Below are 19,902 nucleotides of genomic sequence, written 5' to 3'. Positions count from 1 at the left end.
CGAGGGCGCCGTGATCGTCCGGTCACACTCAGTCGCGAGGCGTCAGTGTCAGCAGGGTCGCTTCCGGCGGGCAGGCGAAGCGGACCGGGGTGTAGCGGTTCGTGCCGCAGCCGGCCGATACGTGGAGATAGGCGCGCCTGTCGCCGACCGTGTGGCTGGAGAGGCCCTTCACCCGGTCCGTGTCCAGGTCGCAGTTCGTGACGAGGGCGCCGTAGAAGGGGATGCAGAGCTGGCCCCCATGGGTGTGGCCCGCCAGGATCAGGGGGTAGCCGTCCGTGGTGAAGGCGTCCAGGGAGCGCAGGTATGGGGCGTGGACCACGCCGATCGACAGGTCGGCGCCCGTTGCTGGGCCGCCGGAGACCTCGGCGTAGCGGTCCCGCTTGATGTGCGGGTCGTCCAGGCCGGTGAACCCGAGCTCGAGGCCGTCCAGCTTGAGGTGGCCGCGGGTGTTGGACAGGTTGAGCCAGCCCGCCGCGTCGAAGGCGTCCCGCATCGGCTCCCACGGGTTGTGGACAACGCCCACCGCCGGGGCGTTTCCGTTGAGGCCGTGCTTGCCCTGCATCTTCTCCAGGAGATAGAGGGCGGGGTTACGGAGCTTGGGGCCGTAGTAGTCGTTCGAGCCGAAGACGTACACCCCGGGGAACTCCATCAGCGGACCGAGTGCGTCGAGCAGCTCGGGCACCGCCTCGGGATCGGAGAGGTTGTCGCCGGTGTTCACCACGAAGTCCGGGCGCAGGCCGGCCAGCGACTGCAGCCAGGCGCGCTTCTTGCGCTGACCGCTCACCATGTGGATGTCGGAGACCTGGAGTACGCGCAACGGCCGTGCCCCTTGCGGGAGTACGGGGATCGCGATCCGTCGCAGGCGGAACGAGCGGGCCTCGAATCCGGCGGCGTACACGAGGCCGGCGGCACCGACCGCTGCGCCGACTGCCGTGACTTTCAGGGGTACTCCGTAGCGTGCGCGCATGCGCCCATCGTCGCAGACACGGTGCGGCGAGAGGAAAACCGGCGGGCGGCAGGTGCCCCGTACCTGTCACAATCGCCGCATGACCACGCTCAAGTCCAAGCTCAAGGAAGACCTCACCACGGCCATGAAGGCGCGTGACGAGCTCACCTCGTCCACCCTCCGGCTCACCCTCACCGCGATCACCAAGGAAGAGGTCAGCGGCAAGACGTCGCGCGAGCTCTCCGACGACGAGGTGCAGAAGGTGATCGCCAAGGAGGCGAAGAAGCGCCGTGAGGCGGCCGAGGCCTTCGCGCAGGGCGGCCGGACCGAGTCGGCCGAGCGGGAGAAGGCGGAGGGCGAGCTGCTCGACGCGTACCTCCCCAAGCAGCTCACGGACGAGGAGCTGACGGGCATCGTCGCCGCCGCGGTCGAGGAGGCGAAGGCTGCCGGCGCCGAGGGGCCGCGCGCGATGGGTGCCGTCATGAAGATCGTGAACCCGAAGGTGACGGGGCTCGCCGAGGGCGGCCGGGTCGCTGCCACGGTGAAGAAGCTCCTCGCCGGCTGAGAGCCGACGAGGCGTACGGAGTGACGAAGGAGGGCGCCCCCGGACCGGGGAGCGCCCTCCTTCATGTCTGTGCCCGCCCTGAAGGGTCAGGGACCGTTGCCGCCGCCGCGCGGGCCACCGTCGTTTCCGCCGATGATGCCCGGCGGGAAGGTGACGCCGCCGATCGGGTCGTCGGTTCCCGGCCTGTCGTCGCCGTCCTCGCGGTCCCGGCCCTTGTCCCTGTCCTTGTCCTTGTCCTCCTTCGGCTTGGCACGCGGCACCGAGATCGGGTTGAAGGACGGGGTCTCCGACGCGCTCAGCGCGCCGGTCATCGCGATCTTCCAGATGGGACCGGGAAGACAGCCGCCGCAGACCTTGTCGTAGTACTGACCACCGATGGTGATGTTGTACATCTTGGTGGTCTTCTCGCCGATGTCGTCGCCGACCCACACCGCGGTCGAGAGGTTCGGGGTGTAGCCGACGAACCAGGCGTCCAGGCGGTCGTTGGTCGTACCCGTCTTGCCGGCGTTGTCGCGGTCGGTGAGACCGGCCAGCGTGCCGGTGCCGTCCTCGACCACGCCTTTGAGCATCTGGCTGATGGTGTCCGCCGTCGGCTCACTCATCGCCCGGGAGCACTCGGACTTCGGTACGTCGATCTTCTTGCCGTCGGGGTCGATGATCGCCTCGATGGCGATCGGTGAGCAGTACGTGCCCCGGTTGGCGAACGTGGCGTACACGGAGGCCATCGACAGCGGGGTGCTCACCTCGCCGCCGAGGGTGATCGAGGCGTGCTCCTCGATCTCCTTGCCGTCGCCCCGCTCGTAGCCGACCTTCTTCGCCATCTCGACGGTCTCGCACAGACCGGCCTTCTGCTCCAGCAGGGCGAAGTAGGTGTTGATGGACTTGCCGAGCGCACCTGTCATGTCCCAGGAGCCCTTCTCGGACTCCATCTCGTTCTGCAGGTCCCAGTTGCCGCCGCCGGCCGGGGCACCCGAGCAGGTGCGGTACGAGTCCTGCGGCAGCGAGAGCTTCCAGCCGGTGGAGAAGCTCTGAGCGGGGCTGATGCCCTTCTCCAGAGCCGCGGCGGCGGTGATCGGCTTGAAGGTCGAACCGACCTGGAAGCCGTAGGTGCTGCCGCCCATCTTGTTGCTGACGCCGAGGTTGAGCATCGTCTGGTGCTTCTTCAGGTCCAGGCCGTACGGGCGCGACTGGGCCATCGAGAGGATCTTGCCGCTGCCGGGCTGGACCTGCACCACCGAGGCGGCGACCTTGTCGTCCTTGTTCACCTTCGAGGTCGCCGCCTCGTTGGCGGCCCGCTGCGCCTTCGGGTCGAGTGTCGTCTTGACCGTCAGGCCACCGAGGTTCCAGAGCTTGGCCCGCTCCTCGTCGGTCTTCCCGAAGGCCGGGTCGTTGAGGACGACCTGGCGCACGTAGTTGCAGAAGAAGCCGGAACCGGCGACGGCTGTGATGCAGCCGTTCTTCGGCTCGCTGACGTTCAGCTTGATCGGGTTGGCGATGGCCTTGTCGGCTTCGTCCTGCGAGATGTCCCCGACGGCCGCCATGCGCTGCAGCACGATGTTGCGACGCTTGGTCGCTTCCTCGGTGTCGTTGACCGGGTCGTACCGGGTCGGTGACTGGACGAGGCCGGCGAGCAGCGCGGCCTCCTCCACCTTCAGGTCCTTCGCGTGCTTGGAGAAGTACCGCTGGGAGGCGGCCTCGACGCCGTAGGCCTGCTGCCCGAAGAAGGTGATGTTGAGGTAGTTCTCCAGGATCTTCTTCTTGCCGAGCTCTTCCTCGACCTGGATCGCGTACTTCAGCTCACGGACCTTGCGGCCCAGGGTCTGCTGGGTGGCCTGCGCGACCTTCTCCGGGTCGTCGCCCGCCTCCTCGACGAAGACGTTCTTCACGTACTGCTGGGTGAGGGTCGAGGCGCCCTGCGCGGCACCGCCGGACTGCACGTTGCGGTTCATCGCACGCAGGATGCCCTTGAGGTCGACGGCCCCGTGCTCGTAGAAGCGCGAGTCCTCGATCGCGATGATCGCGTCCTGCATGTACGGGGAGATGTCCTTGAGCGGGACGACGGTCCGGTCGCGGGAGTAGTCGGTCGCGATGAGACCGCCCTCGCTGTCCAGGATCGTGGTCCGCTGGCTCAGCGGCGGAGTCTTGAGGTTGGAGGGGATCTCGTCGAATCCCTCGACCGTCCCCTTGGCTGCGAGGCCCAGCGCTCCGGCGGCCGGCAGAGCGATGCCCGCCAGCACAGCTCCGGACAGCGCGGCGACACCGAGGAACTTGGCGGCCTGCTGGGTCGTGGTGAGACCCCCGCCTGAGCGCTTCTTTGGCATGAGGGCAGCCTAATCCGAAGTGGGCGGCGTTCCGCAGGGGCGGGGGGTCCTCGGAGCGTTCGAGTACCAGACCGTGACATCCGTGCGTGGCCGCAAGCCGGGGCTTCGACGTGGACGGGTGCGCGGCAGGGGTGGTGGCCGGCACGTGGCTTGTGGACGGAAGTCCGACGCCGGCCCGGTCCCGGCGTCGCGTGAGGTGACGGTAGCTGCCTGACCAGCGAAGACGCCTTGCCCTTCGCGAGGGGAGCAACCGATCCTTCGCCCATGAGACCCGAAGTGCGTGCGTTCGTCACCGACGGCCCGCTGCCCGGCCGGGACGCGAGCGAGGAGGAGATCGGCAGACGCGACCGGCAGCTCCGTTCGACAGCCCGGCCGGTTACGGGAGAGGAAGCGAAGGCCTTCGTCCCCACGCCAATGAGTGGCACCAGCGGCTCCACGGCCGCGCCGTGTTCGGAGGGCTCATCCCGCGGACCTGACGGCACAGCAACGTGCGCTGTCTACGTTCTCATTTGCCGGACACGCATACAGGCCTTGGCCTAAGCTGCTCTCAACTGTCACAGCAGTCCGGTTTTGCAGCAACCCCCCTGCACGGCCCAGCGCAACCCAGCCACATGCCGAGGCGTTCCCGAATTCGCCTCGTGTGTCACCGAATGTCCGTTGCGATTTGGGCTTACTGTCCTAGTTCTTCAGTGATAGTCCCGCATGTCCTCACCTCACTCCCCTGGGTGATCTGCCGCGTACGCATAGTCCGTTCGGGCCATTCAAGATTGGGCCCGAAGGGGGTGTTGTGCTGTCGCCTGCTTCCGTAACGTCCTCAACTGGCAGCGGTGAATATGCCGCTACCGCCGTGGGGGAGCCTCGATTCGGGAGAGGACGGCGCCGGCATGGGCTGGGTAACCGACTGGAGTGCGCAGGCAGCCTGCCGCACTACCGATCCGGATGAACTGTTCGTACAAGGGGCAGCGCAGAACAGGGCCAAGGCGGTGTGCACCGGTTGCCCGGTGCGGACCGAGTGCCTGGCTGATGCGCTGGATAATCGCGTCGAATTCGGCGTATGGGGCGGAATGACGGAGCGGGAGCGCCGCGCACTGCTGCGCCGACGGCCCACAGTCACGTCCTGGCGTCGTCTGCTGGAGACCGCACGCAGTGAGTACGAGCGGTCCACGGGCTTGCTGCCCGCGGCGGTCGGCCTGGAGGACGACGAACTGCACGAGACGTACGCAGCCGTCGGGTAGATCCGTGCGCGGGGGCCCCGTGAGGGGAGCCCGGCGGCGGTCCTACGCAGCTCCGGCCGGAGCGGGAACGGAACCGGCCGCGAGCCGTTCCCCGATGGTCCGAAGGCCTGAGAGGTCGTGCACGTCACCAGGCAGCGCGGCCACCTCGGCCATCGGGACCTCGGGGTGCAGCGCGGTGAAGTGGTCGCGTGTGTGCTGTTCGCGCGCGACGACCTGCATCCGCTCAGCATGCAGCCGCAGCAGACCTGCGGTCAGCTGCTCGACGGAAACGGTGTCGGCGAGGGAGGCGTCGTCCTCCTCCGTGTGCTCGGGCTCCTCGGACTGGGCGTGCGGCTTCGGGTCGTGCGGCTCCTGCGGCTTTTGGTCGTGGGGTTCCTGGTCGTGCGACGTGGGCTCGTTCCGCCCGGGGGAGAGCGGTGACTCGGAGGCTTCGGGAGAGGTGACAGCCGCCGGGTCCGCCGGGTCACAAAGGCCAGCCTTCCCGGCCGTCTGATCCACAATGCCGACGCCATCAAGATTTTCCGCGGCGGCCAGTGCCCGCTCCGCGGAGAGCCGCGCGGCCTCGCTGCCGTGCACCCGGTTGAGCACCAGACCGGCCAGTGGCATCTCCTCCGCGGCCAGCCGTTCCACGAAGTACGCGGCCTCGCGCAGCGCGTCCCGCTCCGGCGTCGCCACGACGAGGAACGCCGTGCCGGGAGCCTGGAGCAGTTTGTACGTGGCATCGGCTCGGGTACGGAATCCGCCGAACATGGAGTCCATCGCCGCGACGAAGGTCTGTACGTCCCGGAGGAACTGTCCGCCGAGCAGCTTGCCGAGCGTCCCCGTCATCATCGACATGCCGACATTGAGGAACTTCATCCCGGCCCGTCCGCCGATCTTCGCGGGGGCGATCAGCAGCCGGATGAACTTTCCGTCCAGGAACGAGCCGAGACGTTTCGGCGCGTCCAGGAAGTCCAGCGCGGAGCGGGACGGCGGGGTGTCGACGACGATCAGGTCCCACTCGTCGCGCGCCCTCAGCTGCCCGAGCTTCTCCATCGCCATGTACTCCTGCGTGCCCGCGAAACCGGCCGACAGGGACTGGTAGAAGGGGTTCTCCAGGATTGCGCGGGCTCGCTCGGCGTCCGTGTGCGCCTCGACGGTCTCGTCGAAGGTGCGCTTCATGTCGAGCATCATGGCGTGCAGTTCGCCGTCGCCGCCGATGTCCTCGACCCGGCGCGGGATGTTGTCGAGCTGGTCGATGCCCATGGACTGGGCGAGCCGGCGGGCCGGGTCGATGGTGAGGACGACGACCTTGCGTCCGCGCTCGGCCGCCCGTACACCGAGCGCCGCGGCGGTCGTCGTCTTGCCGACGCCGCCCGAGCCGCAGCACACGACGATCCGGATCCCCGGGTCGTCCAGGAGCGCGTCGGTGTCCAGCCCCGGTGCGATGTCCGTGCCAAGCGTCATGAACCCACCCCTTGTCCGGGGCGCCGCGCGCCCCTTGCGGGCCCCTGCCCCGCAGCGTCCACCGAATCGTCGCCCACACCCTGTTTGCGGAACTCCGCCGCCAGCTCGTACAGCGCGGAGAGGCTCACCCCTTCGCCCATCAGTGGCAGTTCGGCGGTGGGGAGCCCCAGCCCGGCAAGCACCGCGCGCTGTTCGCGCTCCAGGCCCACCCGCTGGGCGTGCTCGGCGGCCTGTGCGACCAGTGGCCGTACGAGCCCGGCGGAACCCGTCACGCCCGCCCTGGTCAGCGTCTTCGCGATCTCCTTGCGGCGGCCCCCCGACGCCGTACGCAACGCGTCCTCGTCCAGCAGATGGGGGCGCACCATGTTCACCACGACCCGCCCCACGGGCAGCTCGGCTGCCCGGAGCTCAGCGATGCCGTCCGCGGTCTCCTGGACCGGCATCTCCTCCAGGAGCGTCACCAGGTGGACCGCGGTCTCGGGAGACTTCAGGACCCGCATCACGGCCTGCGCCTGATTGTGTATCGGACCGATGCGCGCCAGCCCCGCCACCTCGTCGTTCACGTTGAGGAAGCGGGTGATGCGGCCCGTGGGCGGCGCGTCCATGATCACGTAGTCGTAGATGTACCGGCCCTGCTTGTCCTTGCGGCGCACGGCCTCACAGGCCTTACCGGTCAGCAGGACGTCCCGGACGCCGGGCGCGATGGTGGTGGCGAAGTCGATCGCGCCGAGCTTCTTCAGTGCCCGGCCGGCACCGCCCAGCTTGTAGAACATCTGGAGGTAGTCCAGCAGGGCGCGTTCGGCGTCGATCGCCAGCGCATGGACCTCCCCGCCGCCGGGCGCCACGGCGATCTTGCGTTCCTCGTACGGAAGGGCTTCGGACTCGAAGAGCTGGGCGATGCCCTGTCTGCCCTCGACCTCGACGAGGAGGGTGCGCCTGCCCTCGGTCGCGAGGGCGAGCGCGAGTGCGGCGGCGACCGTGGTCTTACCGGTCCCGCCCTTGCCGCTGACGACCTGGAACCTGCTCACGTCTTCGAGCCTAACCAGTCGGCAGGCAGGCTACGCACGAGGCCGCCTGTGCCAGGCATTACAGTCGGCTCATGACCAAGTGGGAATACGCGACCGTGCCCCTTCTCGTGCACGCGACCAAGCAGATTCTGGACACCTGGGGCGAGGACGGCTGGGAGCTGGTCCAGGTCGTTCCCGGCCCGAACAACCCCGAGCAGCTCGTGGCGTACCTGAAGCGGGAGAAGCCGTAGTGGCGGGCGCCGTCGAGGCGAAGCTCGCCGAGCTCGGCCTGACGCTCCCGGGCGTCGTCCCGCCGCTGGCCTCGTACCAGCCGGCCGTGCAGTCCGGGGTGTACGTGTACACCTCCGGACAGCTGCCGATGGTGGACGGCAAGCTCGCGGTGACGGGCAAGGTCGGCGCCGAGGTGACGCCGGACGAGGCCAAGGAGCTGGCGAAGACCTGTGCGCTCAACGCCCTCGCGGCCGTGAAGTCCGTCGCCGGGGACCTGGACCGGATCGCCCGGGTGGTGAAGGTCGTGGGCTTCGTCGCCTCGGCCAGCGACTTCACCGGGCAGCCTGGCGTGGTCAACGGCGCGAGTGAGCTGTTGGGCGCGGTCCTGGGCGACAAGGGCGTGCATGCGCGGAGCGCCGTGGGCGTCGCCGTACTGCCCCTGGACGCACCGGTGGAGATCGAGGTCCAGGTCGAGCTCGTCGAGGCCTGAGCCGCACCCTCGACGTCCCTGTCATCCCGCCCGGTCCCTGTGACCGGGCGGGATGCTGCGTGTAAGGGGCAGTCACGGAGCCGGGGAGCCCTCGAACATCGGCGCGGTTCCGGATAGCCTCCGGCCATGCCCAATGGTCAGTGGTACCCACCGGAATGGCCCGCACGGATCAGGGCCCTCGCCAGCGGCGACCTGACGGCCGTGGACCCCAGGCGTGCGGCCACCGTGATGCTGCTGCGGGACGGCCCGCCCGGGGCGGACACCACCGGTCCGGACGTCCACATGCTGCGCCGACGCACGTCCATGGCCTTTGCCGGGGGTGCGTACGCCTATCCGGGTGGCGGGGTCGACCCGCGCGACGACGATCACCTCGTGGGATGGGCGGGTCCGCCCCTGGAGCACTGGGCCGAACGGCTGGGCGTGGAGACGGTCACCGAGGCGCAGGCCGTCGTCTGTGCGGCGGTCCGCGAGACGTACGAGGAGGCGGGCGTCCTGCTGGCAGGACCCACCGCCGACACCGTCGTGAGCGACACCACGGGTGCCGACTGGGAGGCCGACCGCGAGGCACTGGTGGCCCGTGAGCTGTCGTTCGCCGCCTTCCTCGACCGGCGGGGCCTGGTCCTTCGCTCCGACCTGTTGGGCGCGTGGGCGCGCTGGATCACTCCGGAGTTCGAACCGCGCCGGTACGACACCTGGTTCTTCGTGGCCGCGCTCCCGGAGGGCCAGCGCACCCGGAACGCGTCCACCGAGGCCGACCGGACGGTGTGGATCCGTCCGGGCGAGGCCGCCGACGGCTACGACAAGGGTGACCTGCTGATGATGCCGCCGACCGTGGCCACGCTGCGGGCGCTGAGGCCGTACGGGACGGCCGCGGAGGCGCTGAAGGCGGCGGATTCCCAGGACCTGACTCCTGTGCTCGCACAGGCCCGTATGGAGGGTGACGCGTTGGTGCTGAGCTGGCCGGGGCACGAGGAGTTCACCAAACTCATCCCGACCGGCGACGCCGGAGGCGATTCCGCATGAGCGACGCGGCAGCGCTGCCCGGACAGCCCCGCGGAGGTGTCCTCTCCGGCCCCGCCACCACCCGTACGGTCAACGTCCTCGCGCCCAACGCGTCGGCGATGACTCTGGACGGAACCAACACCTGGATCGTCGCGGAGCCGGATTCCGATCTCGCGGTCGTCATCGACCCGGGTCCCCTCGACGAGCGACATCTGCGGGCCGTCATCGACACGGCGGAGAAGTCCGGGCGGCGCGTCGGCCTCACGCTGCTCACGCACGGCCATCCCGACCACGCCGAGGGTGCGGCACGCTTCGCCGAGCTCACCCGTACCAAGGTGCGCGCCCTGGACGCGGCGCTGCGCCTGGGCGACGAGGGGCTGACGGCGGGCGACGTGATCACCACCGGCGGGCTCGAACTCCGGGTCGTGCCCACCCCGGGGCACACCGCGGACTCGCTCTCCTTCCACCTGCCCGCCGACCGTGCGGTGCTGACGGGCGACACGATTCTCGGGCGCGGCACGACGGTCGTCGCGCACCCGGACGGCCGGCTCGGCGACTACCTCGACACGCTGCGGAGACTGCGCTCGCTGACGGTCGACGACGGGGTGCACACGGTGCTCCCCGGGCATGGTCCGGTGCTGGAGGACGCCCAGGGGGCGGTCGAGTTCTACCTCGCCCACCGCGCCCACCGGCTGGCCCAGGTGGAGACGGCCGTGGAAGCCGGTCACCGGTCACCGGCGGAGGTGGTGGCGGCGGTGTACGCGGACGTGGACCGTTCCCTGTGGCCCGCTGCGGAGCTGTCGGTACGGGCCCAGCTGGAGTACCTGGGCGAACACGGACTGATCGAGTGATCGGGCCCTGCCCGGACACGCGAGAGGCCCCACCGGACGGTGGGGCCTCTCGGCGGTTTCGTACCCGGTGGGCGTCGGCGATCAGCGCGAACGCTTCGCCAGCCGCTCCACGTCCAGCAGGATCACGGCACGTGCCTCGAGGCGCAGCCAGCCACGGCCCGCGAAGTCCGCGAGTGCCTTGTTGACCGTCTCGCGGGAGGCACCGACCAGCTGGGCCAGCTCTTCCTGGGTCAGGTCGTGCACGACGTGAATGCCCTCCTCCGACTGGACGCCGAAGCGGCGCGACAGGTCGAGGAGCGCACGGGCGACACGGCCCGGCACATCGGAGAAGACCAGGTCGGACATCTGGTCGTTGGTCTTGCGCAGCCTGCGGGCGACGGCGCGCAGCAGCGCGGTGGCCACCTCGGGGCGCGCGTTCAGCCAGGGCTGCAGGTCGCCGTGGCCGAGGCCGAGGAGCTTGACCTCGGTGAGCGCGGTCGCGGTGGCGGTGCGCGGGCCCGGGTCGAAGAGCGACAGCTCTCCGATCAGCTCGCCCGGACCGAGGACGGCCAGCATGTTCTCGCGTCCGTCGGGGGAGGTGCGGTGGAGCTTCACCTTGCCCTCGGTGACCACGTACAGGCGGTCGCCCGGGTCGCCCTCGTGGAACAGCGCGTCACCGCGCGCGAGGGTCACCTCACTCATCGAGGCGCGGAGCTCCGCGGCCTGCTCATCATCGAGCGCCGCGAAAAGCGGGGCGCGCCGCAGAACGTCGTCCACGAGTTCTCTCCTTGTCGGCCTGTTCAGGGAACCGTGGTCCCCATGATGCCGGACGGTAAAACAGTGCGATCAATCACAAACCAGTTTGACGCACGGGCGTGCCGGACCCTACGGCAGGGGGCCGATTGGGCGTGGATGGCCGGTGACCGGGGCGGATGTCGGTGCCTGGCTCTAGGCTGGCCGGGTGTCCGGAAAGCCGGTGAGAGTGCAGGCCAAGGGGGCTGATGGGGTGTCGGAGGACAAGAATTCCGCTGTGGGCGAACAGCCCGTACGGGGTCGGAACAATGCCGCAAAACGCCCGACCGGGGCGTCGTCGGCAGCGAAGAGGACGGCGAAACCGGAATCGCACCTCGCGATGGTCCGCCGTGCCCGCAGGATCAACCGCGAACTGGCCGAGGTCTATCCGTACGCCCATCCCGAGCTGGATTTCCGCAACCCATTCGAGCTCCTGGTGGCCACGGTGCTCTCCGCCCAGACCACCGACCTGAGGGTCAACCAGACGACTCCCGCGCTCTTCGCCGCTTACCCGACGCCCGAGGACATGGCTGCGGCCGTACCCGAGAAGCTCGAGGAGATCATCCGACCGACCGGCTTCTTCCGGGCCAAGACGCGGTCCCTGATCGGCCTGTCGGCGGCCCTCAGGGACGACTTCGGCGGTGAGGTCCCCGGCCGCCTCGCCGATCTCGTGAAACTGCCCGGAGTCGGCCGCAAGACGGCCAACGTCGTCCTCGGCAACGCCTTCGGGGTACCGGGCATCACGGTCGACACCCACTTCGGCCGACTGGTCCGCCGCTGGAAGTGGACGGAGCAGGAGGACCCGGAGAAGGTCGAGGCGGAGATCGCGGCGATCTTCCCGAAGAGCGAGTGGACGATGCTCTCGCACCGCGTGGTCTTCCACGGCCGCCGCATCTGCCACTCCCGCAAGCCCGCCTGCGGCGCCTGTCCGATCGCTCCGCTCTGTCCCTCGTACGGTGAGGGCGAGACCGACCCGGAGAAGGCCAGGAAGCTCCTCAAGTACGAGATGGGCGGATATCCCGGCCAGCGCCTCAGCCCGCCCCCGGACTACCCGGGCATGCCCGCGCCACCTCTGGGAGCCGGGTGACGGCCACCGTCCCCGCGGGGGTGCCCCGGCCGCACGCGGAACGAAATGGCCGACGACAGGCGTTGCAACGACGGGGGTGCCCATGACGCACGCACAGAGCACACGGGCCGCACGGAACGCGGCCACGACACAGGCGGCCACGACGCGGACGGACGCGTCGCAGACAGGTGCGCCCCACGACAGCGCGGTCACTGTCACCACTGAAGGGCTGCCCGGGTGGCTGGACCCCGTTGCCGGTGCGGCGCGGAGCGTCCAGGCCCAGCAGCTCAGCCGGTTCCTGCCGCCCGAGAGCGGAGCCGGCCGCCAGTCGGCCGTCCTGATCCTCTTCGGGGAGGGCGAGCGCGGCCCCGAGCTGCTCCTGATGGAGCGCTCCGGATCCTTGCGCTCCCATGCAGGCCAGCCGTCCTTCCCCGGGGGCTCCCTCGACCCGGAGGACGGCGACCAGGCGACCACCGGCCCGCTCAGGGCGGCGCTGAGGGAAGCCGAGGAGGAGACGGGCCTCGATCCGAGCGGTGTCCAGATCTTCGGTGTCCTGCCCCGCCTCTACATCCCGGTGAGCAGCTTCGTGGTCACGCCCGTCCTCGGCTGGTGGCGGACGCCGAGCCCCGTCGGCGTGGTCGACCCGGCGGAGACCGCCCGCGTCTTCACCGTCCCCGTGGCGGATCTCACGGATCCGGCCAACCGGGCCACCGCCGTCCACCCGAGCGGCCACCGGGGTCCGGCATTTCTGGTCGAATCCGCCCTGGTCTGGGGGTTCACCGCCGGTGTGATCGACCGGATTCTGCACTACGCGGGGTGGGAACGCCCCTGGGACAGGGCCAAGCAGGTGCCGCTCGACTGGCGCGCATGACAGGCTGACTCCCGTGCTGCGCTGTTCCGGGCCTGGCCCGGACCCCGTCGAACCGGACGGGCCAGGTGACGAATCTGCGAGGCTATAGACGGTGAATGTGCTGGACATCCTGCTGCTGGTCGGCGCCGTGTGGTTCGCGGTCATCGGATACCGCCAGGGTTTCGTCGTCGGCATTCTGTCCGTGATCGGCTTTCTGGGCGGCGGTCTCGTCGCCGTCTACCTGCTGCCGGTCATCTGGGACCAGGTGACCGACGGATCGGAAGTCTCCTCCACAGCTGCCATCGTCGCGGTCGTGATCGTGATCGTGTGTGCCTCCGTCGGACAGGCGTTCACCACCCACCTCGGCAACAGACTCCGCCGGTACATCACGTGGTCGCCCGCGCGCGCCCTGGACGCCACGGGCGGCTCGCTGGTCAACGTGGTGGCCATGCTGCTGGTCGCCTGGCTGATCGGCTCCGCACTTGCGGGCACGTCACTGCCGACCCTGGGCAAGGAGGTCCGCAGTTCCTCGGTCCTGCTCGGAGTCTCCCGGGTGATGCCCGACGAGGCCTCCAACTGGTTCACGGACTTCTCCTCGGTCCTGGCCCAGAACGGCTTCCCGCAGGTCTTCAGTCCCTTCGCCAATGAACCGATCACCGAGGTCAAGGCCCCGGACCCGGCGCTTGCGGGCAGCCCCGTCGCCGCCCGCGCCAAGAAGTCCATCGTCAAGGTCGTCGGTACGGCGCCGGGCTGCGGCAAGGTCCTGGAGGGCACCGGGTTCGTCTTCTCGAACCGCCGCGTGATGACCAACGCCCATGTGGTCGGAGGCGTGGACGAGCCGACCGTGCAGATCGGCGGCGAAGGCCGGCTGTACGACGCGAAGGTCGTTCTCTACGACTGGCAGCGCGACATCGCCGTACTGGACGTCCCGGACCTCGCCGCGGAGCCGCTGCGCTTCACCGACACCCGGAGCGACGCGGAGAGCGGCGACGACGCCATCGTCGCCGGCTTCCCGGAGAACGGCGCCTACGACGTACGGTCCGCCCGTATCCGGGGCCGCATCGACGCCGACGGTCCGGACATCTACCACCGGGGCACCGTGCGGCGCGATGTGTACTCCCTGTTCGCGACCGTGCGTCAGGGCAACTCCGGCGGCCCGCTGCTCACTCCGGACGGCAAGGTCTACGGAGTGGTGTTCGCCAAGTCGCTCGACGACCCGGACACGGGCTACGCGCTGACGGCCGACGAGATCCGCGAGGACATCGAGCTCGGCAAGGCTGCCAATCAGCAGGTCGACAGTCAGGGCTGCGCGCTCTGACCAGGAAGTGACGTGACACCCGGCGCGTCCGCGAGGCAGGCGCGCCGGGTACGCCGTCAGGCACAGCCCGCCCGGCGTCTACGCCGTGGTGCGTCGGACGACTGCTGTGTCATCCGCGGGGATGCCGCAGCCGCGCCGAGACCCAACGGGCCCGGCGGTGCAGAATGCGCGGAATACCCAGCCGGAGATCATGGAAATCACTCACATCATGCACCCGGCTCGGAGAGCCGCCCCCCTCATGAGTGCTCGGACCAGCAGGAGCGGTCGAGCGGCGGTTGCGTGCTGCGTCACTGAAGTCGCGCGTCCAGCCCATACCCCGACGTCTGCCCGTGACCCAAGGTCGGTAATCGCGTGGGAGTCAGCCAATTGGCTTATGCGGCAGGCAATTGGCTGTTCGTCGGACACGTGTGCCCGTCGGCTACCGGTCGGGCTCGGGATCCTTGAGCCAGTTGATGAGTTCGGTCGAGAACGCGACCGGATCCTCCTCGTGGGGGAAGTGCCCCAGACCGTCGAAAAGTCGCCAACGGTACGGCGCTTCGACGTACTCGCCGGACCCCGCGGAGCTCCGTGTGCGGATCGCCGGATCGAGTGAACCGTGCAGGTGCAGCGTCGGTACGCGCACCGGGCGCTTCATCCGCCGGTTGAACTGGACGCCGTCGGGACGAGCCAGTGAACGCACCATCCAGCGGTAGGGCTCGATCGCGCAGTGAGCCGTCGAAGGGATGCACATGGCGCGGCGGTAGACGTCCACCGTCTTGTCGTCGGGGAAGCCCGGGGTCCGCGGCCCGGACCAGTCGCGGATCAGCCGTGCGACCAACGCCGCCTCGTCCGCGACGAGCTGACGCTCCGGCACCCATGGCCGCTGGAAACCCCAGATGTGCGAGCCGGCCTTGGACTGCGCGAAGTCGGAGAGCATCGAGGACCGCCACCGGCGCGGATGCGGCATCGACGACACCACGAGACGTCGTACGAGCTTGGGCCGCATCACCGCGGCCGTCCAGGCGAGATAGCCGCCCATGTCATGTCCGACCAGCGCCGCGTCCGGCTCGCCGAGCGAGCGGATCACACCGGTGACGTCGAGCGCCAGATTGGCCGGGTCGTAGCCCCGGGGCGTACGGTCGCTGCCGCCCACCCCGCGCAGGTCCATCGCGACCGCGCGGAAACCGGCGTCGGCGAGCGCTGTCAACTGATGGCGCCATGTCCACCAGAACTGCGGGAAGCCGTGCAGCAGCAGCACGAGCGGCCCGTCGCCGAGCTCGGCGATATGGAAGCGTGCACCGTTGGCCGCGACATCGCGGTGGGTCCAGGGACCGTCGAGACGTACGGGACCGCCGGAACCGGCAGCCGGTCCCAACGGCCCCACTGGGCCGTACGGGCCGGATGCGCTGAAATCGGGGTCGGTCATGTCGACGAGCGTGCCACAGAAGCCGCCTTGTCCTGGACCGGGACGTTCTCGATGGCCTTGTCCGCGAGCGTGCTGCCCTGCGCCCGGCCGATCGCACCCACGGGTGCGCCGGGGCGGGGGTGCGGCTTGACGCCCTGCAGGACCGCCGCGGTCTGCTTGGCCGAGGCGATGGACTTCTCCGGCGGCTTGACCTTCTTGAACTTGGCGAGGCCGAAGAGGGCGAGCAGGATCCCCAGCAGAATGAACGCGCCGCCCACGATCAGGAACGACCAGGCGAGCCCGAGCCCCAGATTGTGGATCCCGTAGGCCGCCGCGAAGCTGAGCACGGGGATCGCGAACAGGATCAGCACGCCGGTGACAATGAATGCCACGCTGCCGATCACGCCGCGCTTGACGTCCTCGCGTACCTCGGCCTTGGCCAGGGCGATCTCGTCGTGCACCAGCGCGGACATCTCAGCCGTCGCCGAAGCGAACAGCTGTCCGAGACTACGGTCGGCACTGCCCGCGTAGTTGCCGGGGTCGCTCATCCCTGACTCCCTCTCCTCTTCAGTACATCCGATGTCAGATCATGCCGGACTGTCCGGCTTGCTGCTCGTTGCCCCCGCCTGTTCGGCAAGGCGGCGGTGCTCGGCGGCCTTCCTCTCGTGGATCGCCGCCATCCGCAGGTGGTACTCGGGGTTCTCCTGCTCGTAGATGTCGGGCACTCCCGATTGGTCCTCGTCGAGCTCCTCAGCCTCGTACAGGGCCCTGTATCTGCGTACCCGGACTTTCAGCAGTACACCGGAGAGTACGGCGGCAATGAGGGAACCGAGGAGGACCGCGGCCTTGACCTCGTTGATCATGTCCTCGTCGCCTGCGAAGGCGAGCTCCCCGATGAGCAGCGAGACGGTGAAGCCGATCCCGGCGAGCGCGGCGAGGGCGAGCACATCCGCCCAGGCCAGGTCCTTGTTCAGCTCCGCCTTGGTGAAGCGGGCGACGATCCAGGTGCCGCCGAAGATGCCGATCGTCTTGCCGACGACGAGACCGAGGACCACGCCGAGCGTTTCGGGCCGGGTGAACACACCTGCCAGGGCATCGCCCTTGAGGGTGACACCGGCCGAGAACAGTGCGAACACCGGCACGGCGAACCCGGCGGAAAGGGGGCGCACCAAGTGCTCGATGTGTTCGCCGGGGGACTGAGACTCGCCTTCGCGCTTGGTGCAGCGGAGCATGAGGCCCATGGCGACACCGGCGATCGTGGCGTGGATGCCGCTGTTGTACATCAGCCCCCAGATCACCAGGGCGAGCGGCAGGTAGACGTACCAGCCCCGGACCTCCACGCGCTGGAGGACGTAGAAGACGGCCAGACCGGCGAAGGCTCCCGCGAGGGCGAGGAAGTCGATGTTCTCGGTGAAGAAGATCGCGATGATCAGGATCGCGAACAGGTCGTCGACCACGGCGAGCGTGAGCAGGAACGCGCGCAGAGCCGCCGGCAGGGTGGTGCCGATGACCGCGAGCACCGCCAGTGCGAACGCGATGTCGGTGGCGGTGGGCACCGCCCAGCCGGCCGTGGAGCCTCTCCCGAACACCGCGGCCAAGGTGTAGACGACGGCGGGAACGGCCATGCCGCACAGCGCGGCGGCGACGGGCAGAGCCGCTGCCCGGGGGTCGCGCAGTTCACCCGCGACCAGTTCGCGCTTGAGTTCCACGCCTGCGACGAAGAAGAAGACGGCGAGGAGTCCGTCGGCCGCCCAGTGGGACACGGAGAGATCGAGCCCCAGCGATTCGGGGCCGAAGTGGAAGTCGCTGACGGCCGCGTAGCTGGAACCCAGGGTGTTCGCCCAGATCAGCGCGCTGACGGCGGCGACCAGCAGGATGACGCCGCCGACCGTCTCGGTCCTCAGGGCCTCGGCGACGTAGTTCCTCTCGGGCAGGGAGAGGCGGCCGAGCAGTGTGCGGCGGGGTGACGGGGGTACAGGCGCGGCCACGAGGGAAGACCTCCGGGTCGGGTACGGCAGCGATGGCATGGCAGATGCACGTGCCGACCAGACTTCCCGGCGCCCCTGTGAAGATTTGATATGAGGTTGTCGACCTGCTCCATCGACGAGGAGGCCGCGGTCGTCACTGTACCTGGGGCGCCGATGGACGTATCCGGTGCTCGTCGCCCATCGGCGTCCATCGAAGCGCAACTTCGGCCCTGGACCGCGAAGGGGCACCCGGCGCGTTGCCGGATGCCCCTCGGAGCCGTACGAAAGGAACTGGACCGGCTCAGTCCTCCGCGGACGCCGTCGGCAGCTGCGTCTGGATGAGGTCCATCACCGAGGAGTCGGTGAGCGTGGTGACATCGCCCAGCTCACGGTTCTCGGCGACGTCTCGCAGGAGACGCCGCATGATCTTGCCGGAGCGGGTCTTCGGCAGCTCGGCGACCGGCAGGACCCGCTTGGGCTTGGCGATCGGGCCGAGCGTGGTGCCGACGTGGTTGCGCAGCTCGGCGACGAGCTCCTCGGAAGCGGTGGCCGTACCTCGCAGGATCACGAACGCGACGATGGCCTGACCGGTCGTCTCGTCATTGGCACCGACCACGGCCGCCTCGGCGACCGACGGGTGCGAAACGAGTGCCGACTCGACCTCGGTGGTCGAGATGTTGTGCCCGGACACGAGCATCACGTCGTCGACGCGGCCGAGCAGCCAGACGTCGCCGTCGTCGTCCTTCTTGGCACCGTCGCCCGCGAAGTACTTGCCCTCGAAGCGCGACCAGTAGGTGTCGATGAAGCGCTGGTCGTCGCCCCAGATGGTGCGGAGCATCGACGGCCACGGCTCGGTCAGGACGAGGTAGCCGCCCCCGCCGTCCGGTACCTCGCGGGCCTCGTCGTCGACGACGGTGGCCGAGATGCCGGGCAGCGCGCGCTGTGCCGAGCCGGGCTTGGTCGCCGTGACCCCGGGGAGCGGCGAGACCATCATCGCGCCGGTCTCCGTCTGCCACCAGGTGTCCACGATCGGACAGGCGTCGGCACCGATGTGCTTGCGGTACCACATCCACGCCTCGGGGTTGATCGGCTCACCGACCGAACCGAGGACACGCAGCGACGACAGGTCGAACTTGGCGGGGATGTCGTCCCCCCACTTCATGAACGTACGGATCGCGGTCGGCGCGGTGTAGAGGATCGTGACGCCGTACTTCTGGACGATCTCCCAGAAGCGCCCCTGGTGCGGGGTGTCGGGGGTGCCCTCGTACATGACCTGGGTCGCGCCGTTGGCCAGCGGGCCGTAGACGATGTACGAGTGTCCGGTGACCCAGCCGATGTCGGCGGTGCACCAGTACACATCCGTCTCGGGCTTGAGGTCGAAGACCGCGTGGTGCGTGTACGCCGTCTGCGTGAGGTACCCGCCCGAGGTGTGCAGGATGCCCTTCGGCTTACCCGTCGTGCCCGAGGTGTAGAGGATGAAGAGCGGGTGCTCCGCCTCGAAGGCCTCGGGGGTGTGCTCGACGGACTGCCGGCCGGTGATCTCGTGCCACCAGACGTCCCGGCCCTCGGTCCAGGCGGTGTCCTGCCCGGTGCGGCGGACCACGAGGACGTGCTCGACGCTGTCGAAACGGGAGACGGCGTCGTCCACGGCCGGCTTGAGCGCGGTCGGCTTTCCGCGGCGGTAGCCGCCGTCGGCGGTGATGACGACCTTGGCGTCCGCGTCCTGGATGCGGGCGGCGATGGCGTCGGCGGAGAAGCCGCCGAAGACGACCGAGTGGGCGGCGCCGATGCGGGCGCAGGCCAGCATCGCGACGGCTGCCTCGGGGATCATCGGCAGATAGACGGCGACCCGGTCGCCCTTGCCGACACCGAGTTCGGTGAGAGCGTTGGCGGCGCGGGAGACCTCGTCCTTCAGCTCCGCGTAGGTGATCGCACGTGTGTCTCCGGGCTCGCCCTCGAAGTGGATGGCGACCCGGTCGCCGTTCCCTGCTTCGACGTGACGGTCCACGCAGTTGTACGCGACGTTGAGCTTGCCGTCCGCGAACCACTTCGCGAAGGGCGGGTTGCTCCAGTCGAGCGTTTCGGTCGGCTCGGTGGCCCAGGTCAGGCGACGGGCCTGCTCGGCCCAGAAGCCCAGCCGGTCCGCATCGGCCTGCTCGTACGCCTCCACTGTCACGTTGGCGTTCGCGGCCAGATCGGCAGGCGGTTCGAACCGCCGCTCCTCCTTGAGCAGATTGGCCAGGCTTTCGTTGCTCACGACATCTCCCATTCCCAGGGTGTCCGTTGTGTCCCGAGGGACAGCTCATCAGGCCGCAGGCCGGGTGACAAGTGTCTGCCGGGAATTGGTTTAGACCTGTGTTTCGTGTATGGGGGCACGCGCCCCGCTTCCACAGGTGGGTTTACGCACTGTGGAAGCGGGACCACAAGGTCTCACGGACCTGGGACACGTGCG

General features: G+C 69.2%; 19 protein-coding genes. 9 read left to right on the top strand and 10 right to left on the bottom strand.

The window, feature by feature from the left end:
- Nucleotides 1-28 precede the first annotated feature (28 nt).
- Nucleotides 29-967, bottom strand: coding sequence for a metallophosphoesterase (locus ACFW9O_RS06200; protein WP_351165613.1), 939 nt, complete (start codon nt 965-967; stop codon nt 29-31).
- 79 nt (nt 968-1,046) lie between these two features.
- Between ACFW9O_RS06200 and ACFW9O_RS06195 the strand changes: the two genes are divergently transcribed.
- Complete coding sequence (locus tag ACFW9O_RS06195; protein WP_351165615.1) at nt 1,047-1,511, top strand: GatB/YqeY domain-containing protein; 465 nt, start codon at nt 1,047-1,049, stop codon at nt 1,509-1,511.
- Nucleotides 1,512-1,597: 86 nt separating this feature from the next.
- Here ACFW9O_RS06195 and ACFW9O_RS06190 read toward each other — a convergent pair whose 3' ends face one another.
- A complete protein-coding gene (locus tag ACFW9O_RS06190) occupies nt 1,598-3,832 on the bottom strand; it encodes a transglycosylase domain-containing protein (protein WP_384605673.1) in 2,235 nt (744 codons plus the stop codon).
- A gap of 884 nt (nt 3,833-4,716) precedes the next feature.
- On the opposite strand from ACFW9O_RS06190, the gene ACFW9O_RS06185 reads away from it, so the two are divergent.
- A complete protein-coding gene (locus tag ACFW9O_RS06185; RefSeq protein WP_329209618.1) occupies nt 4,717-5,067 on the top strand; it encodes a WhiB family transcriptional regulator in 351 nt (116 codons plus the stop codon).
- A 42-nt stretch (nt 5,068-5,109) separates the two neighbouring features.
- Here the strand turns inward: ACFW9O_RS06185 and ACFW9O_RS06180 are convergent, their stop codons facing one another.
- Together ACFW9O_RS06180 and ACFW9O_RS06175 are read right to left on the bottom strand one after the other, a co-directional pair.
- Nucleotides 5,110-6,513 carry an ArsA family ATPase gene (locus ACFW9O_RS06180; protein ID WP_384605670.1) on the bottom strand — a complete coding sequence of 468 codons (1,404 nt, stop codon included), beginning with the start codon at nt 6,511-6,513 and terminating at the stop codon, nt 5,110-5,112.
- Nucleotides 6,510-7,541, bottom strand: a complete 1,032-nt coding sequence (locus tag ACFW9O_RS06175) for an ArsA family ATPase (protein ID WP_384605667.1) — start codon at nt 7,539-7,541, stop codon at nt 6,510-6,512. The genes ACFW9O_RS06180 and ACFW9O_RS06175 overlap by 4 nt, the downstream gene beginning before the upstream one ends.
- 71 nt (nt 7,542-7,612) lie before the next feature.
- Here ACFW9O_RS06175 and ACFW9O_RS06170 point away from each other — a divergent pair, with 71 nt between their 5' ends.
- The 4 genes from ACFW9O_RS06170 (at nt 7,613) to ACFW9O_RS06155 (ending at nt 10,094) form a co-directional block, all read left to right on the top strand.
- A complete protein-coding gene (locus ACFW9O_RS06170) occupies nt 7,613-7,771 on the top strand; it encodes a DUF4177 domain-containing protein (RefSeq protein ID WP_019992579.1) in 159 nt (52 codons plus the stop codon).
- Nucleotides 7,771-8,241: a RidA family protein gene (locus ACFW9O_RS06165; RefSeq protein WP_329209624.1), complete on the top strand. Its 471-nt coding sequence runs from the start codon at nt 7,771-7,773 to the stop codon at nt 8,239-8,241. The genes ACFW9O_RS06170 and ACFW9O_RS06165 overlap by 1 nt, the downstream gene beginning before the upstream one ends.
- Before the next feature lie 126 nt (nt 8,242-8,367).
- Entirely contained in the window at nt 8,368-9,264 is an 897-nt protein-coding gene (locus tag ACFW9O_RS06160; RefSeq protein WP_384605663.1) for an NUDIX hydrolase, read from the top strand.
- Entirely contained in the window at nt 9,261-10,094 is an 834-nt protein-coding gene (locus tag ACFW9O_RS06155; RefSeq protein WP_351165632.1) for an MBL fold metallo-hydrolase, read from the top strand. Before ACFW9O_RS06160 ends, ACFW9O_RS06155 begins: the two co-directional genes overlap by 4 nt.
- Nucleotides 10,095-10,175: 81 nt before the next feature.
- Here ACFW9O_RS06155 and ACFW9O_RS06150 read toward each other — a convergent pair whose 3' ends face one another.
- Nucleotides 10,176-10,850 carry a Crp/Fnr family transcriptional regulator gene (locus tag ACFW9O_RS06150; protein WP_014046869.1) on the bottom strand — a complete coding sequence of 225 codons (675 nt, stop codon included), beginning with the start codon at nt 10,848-10,850 and terminating at the stop codon, nt 10,176-10,178.
- 253 nt (nt 10,851-11,103) lie between these two features.
- On the opposite strand from ACFW9O_RS06150, the gene nth reads away from it, so the two are divergent.
- From nth to ACFW9O_RS06135, 3 genes are all read left to right on the top strand, one after another.
- Entirely contained in the window at nt 11,104-11,952 is an 849-nt protein-coding gene (nth, locus tag ACFW9O_RS06145; protein WP_384605659.1) for an endonuclease III, read from the top strand.
- An 82-nt stretch (nt 11,953-12,034) separates the two neighbouring features.
- Nucleotides 12,035-12,802: a CoA pyrophosphatase gene (locus ACFW9O_RS06140; RefSeq protein WP_351165636.1), complete on the top strand. Its 768-nt coding sequence runs from the start codon at nt 12,035-12,037 to the stop codon at nt 12,800-12,802.
- A gap of 91 nt (nt 12,803-12,893) precedes the next feature.
- Nucleotides 12,894-14,099, top strand: a complete 1,206-nt coding sequence (locus tag ACFW9O_RS06135; protein ID WP_384605655.1) for a MarP family serine protease — start codon at nt 12,894-12,896, stop codon at nt 14,097-14,099.
- Nucleotides 14,100-14,208: 109 nt separating this feature from the next.
- Here ACFW9O_RS06135 and ACFW9O_RS06130 read toward each other — a convergent pair whose 3' ends face one another.
- The 5 genes from ACFW9O_RS06130 to acs all read right to left on the bottom strand — a co-directional run bounded on the left by ACFW9O_RS06130 (nt 14,209) and on the right by acs (nt 19,719).
- Nucleotides 14,209-14,412: a hypothetical protein gene (locus ACFW9O_RS06130; RefSeq protein WP_351165640.1), complete on the bottom strand. Its 204-nt coding sequence runs from the start codon at nt 14,410-14,412 to the stop codon at nt 14,209-14,211.
- A 105-nt stretch (nt 14,413-14,517) separates the two neighbouring features.
- Complete coding sequence (locus ACFW9O_RS06125; protein WP_351165642.1) at nt 14,518-15,504, bottom strand: alpha/beta hydrolase; 987 nt, start codon at nt 15,502-15,504, stop codon at nt 14,518-14,520.
- Nucleotides 15,501-16,031 (bottom strand): phage holin family protein, encoded by a 531-nt coding sequence (locus ACFW9O_RS06120; protein ID WP_384605651.1) that lies wholly within the window; start codon nt 16,029-16,031, stop codon nt 15,501-15,503. Before ACFW9O_RS06120 ends, ACFW9O_RS06125 begins: the two co-directional genes overlap by 4 nt.
- 39 nt (nt 16,032-16,070) lie before the next feature.
- Complete coding sequence (gene nhaA / locus ACFW9O_RS06115; RefSeq protein WP_384605648.1) at nt 16,071-17,510, bottom strand: Na+/H+ antiporter NhaA; 1,440 nt, start codon at nt 17,508-17,510, stop codon at nt 16,071-16,073.
- 241 nt (nt 17,511-17,751) lie between these two features.
- Nucleotides 17,752-19,719, bottom strand: coding sequence for an acetate--CoA ligase (gene acs / locus ACFW9O_RS06110; protein ID WP_384605645.1), 1,968 nt, complete (start codon nt 19,717-19,719; stop codon nt 17,752-17,754).
- Between the last annotated feature and the right edge of the window lie 183 nt (nt 19,720-19,902).

Origin of the sequence: Streptomyces sp. NPDC059499 (genome assembly GCF_042749285.1) — a bacterium.
Taxonomy (GTDB): Bacteria; Actinomycetota; Actinomycetes; order Streptomycetales; family Streptomycetaceae; genus Streptomyces.
The sequence above is the reverse complement of the archived record's forward strand: the minus strand, read 5'-3'. Positions and strand labels throughout refer to the sequence as shown.

Excerpts from the sequence above, each read along its gene's own strand:
- ACFW9O_RS06200 (WP_351165613.1), bottom strand. The coding sequence starts at position 967 with ATGCGCGCACGCTACGGAGTACCCCTGAAAGTCACGGCAGTCGGCGCA.
- ACFW9O_RS06195 (WP_351165615.1), top strand. The coding sequence starts at position 1,047 with ATGACCACGCTCAAGTCCAAGCTCAAGGAAGACCTCACCACGGCCATG.
- ACFW9O_RS06190 (WP_384605673.1), bottom strand. The coding sequence starts at position 3,832 with ATGCCAAAGAAGCGCTCAGGCGGGGGTCTCACCACGACCCAGCAGGCC.
- ACFW9O_RS06185 (WP_329209618.1), top strand. The coding sequence starts at position 4,717 with ATGGGCTGGGTAACCGACTGGAGTGCGCAGGCAGCCTGCCGCACTACC.
- ACFW9O_RS06180 (WP_384605670.1), bottom strand. The coding sequence starts at position 6,513 with ATGACGCTTGGCACGGACATCGCACCGGGGCTGGACACCGACGCGCTC.
- ACFW9O_RS06170 (WP_019992579.1), top strand. The coding sequence starts at position 7,613 with ATGACCAAGTGGGAATACGCGACCGTGCCCCTTCTCGTGCACGCGACC.
- ACFW9O_RS06160 (WP_384605663.1), top strand. The coding sequence starts at position 8,368 with ATGCCCAATGGTCAGTGGTACCCACCGGAATGGCCCGCACGGATCAGG.
- ACFW9O_RS06155 (WP_351165632.1), top strand. The coding sequence starts at position 9,261 with ATGAGCGACGCGGCAGCGCTGCCCGGACAGCCCCGCGGAGGTGTCCTC.
- ACFW9O_RS06140 (WP_351165636.1), top strand. The coding sequence starts at position 12,035 with ATGACGCACGCACAGAGCACACGGGCCGCACGGAACGCGGCCACGACA.
- ACFW9O_RS06130 (WP_351165640.1), bottom strand. The coding sequence starts at position 14,412 with ATGGGCTGGACGCGCGACTTCAGTGACGCAGCACGCAACCGCCGCTCG.
- ACFW9O_RS06125 (WP_351165642.1), bottom strand. The coding sequence starts at position 15,504 with ATGACCGACCCCGATTTCAGCGCATCCGGCCCGTACGGCCCAGTGGGG.
- ACFW9O_RS06120 (WP_384605651.1), bottom strand. The coding sequence starts at position 16,031 with ATGAGCGACCCCGGCAACTACGCGGGCAGTGCCGACCGTAGTCTCGGA.
- nhaA (WP_384605648.1), bottom strand. The coding sequence starts at position 17,510 with ATGCCATCGCTGCCGTACCCGACCCGGAGGTCTTCCCTCGTGGCCGCG.
- acs (WP_384605645.1), bottom strand. The coding sequence starts at position 19,719 with ATGGGAGATGTCGTGAGCAACGAAAGCCTGGCCAATCTGCTCAAGGAG.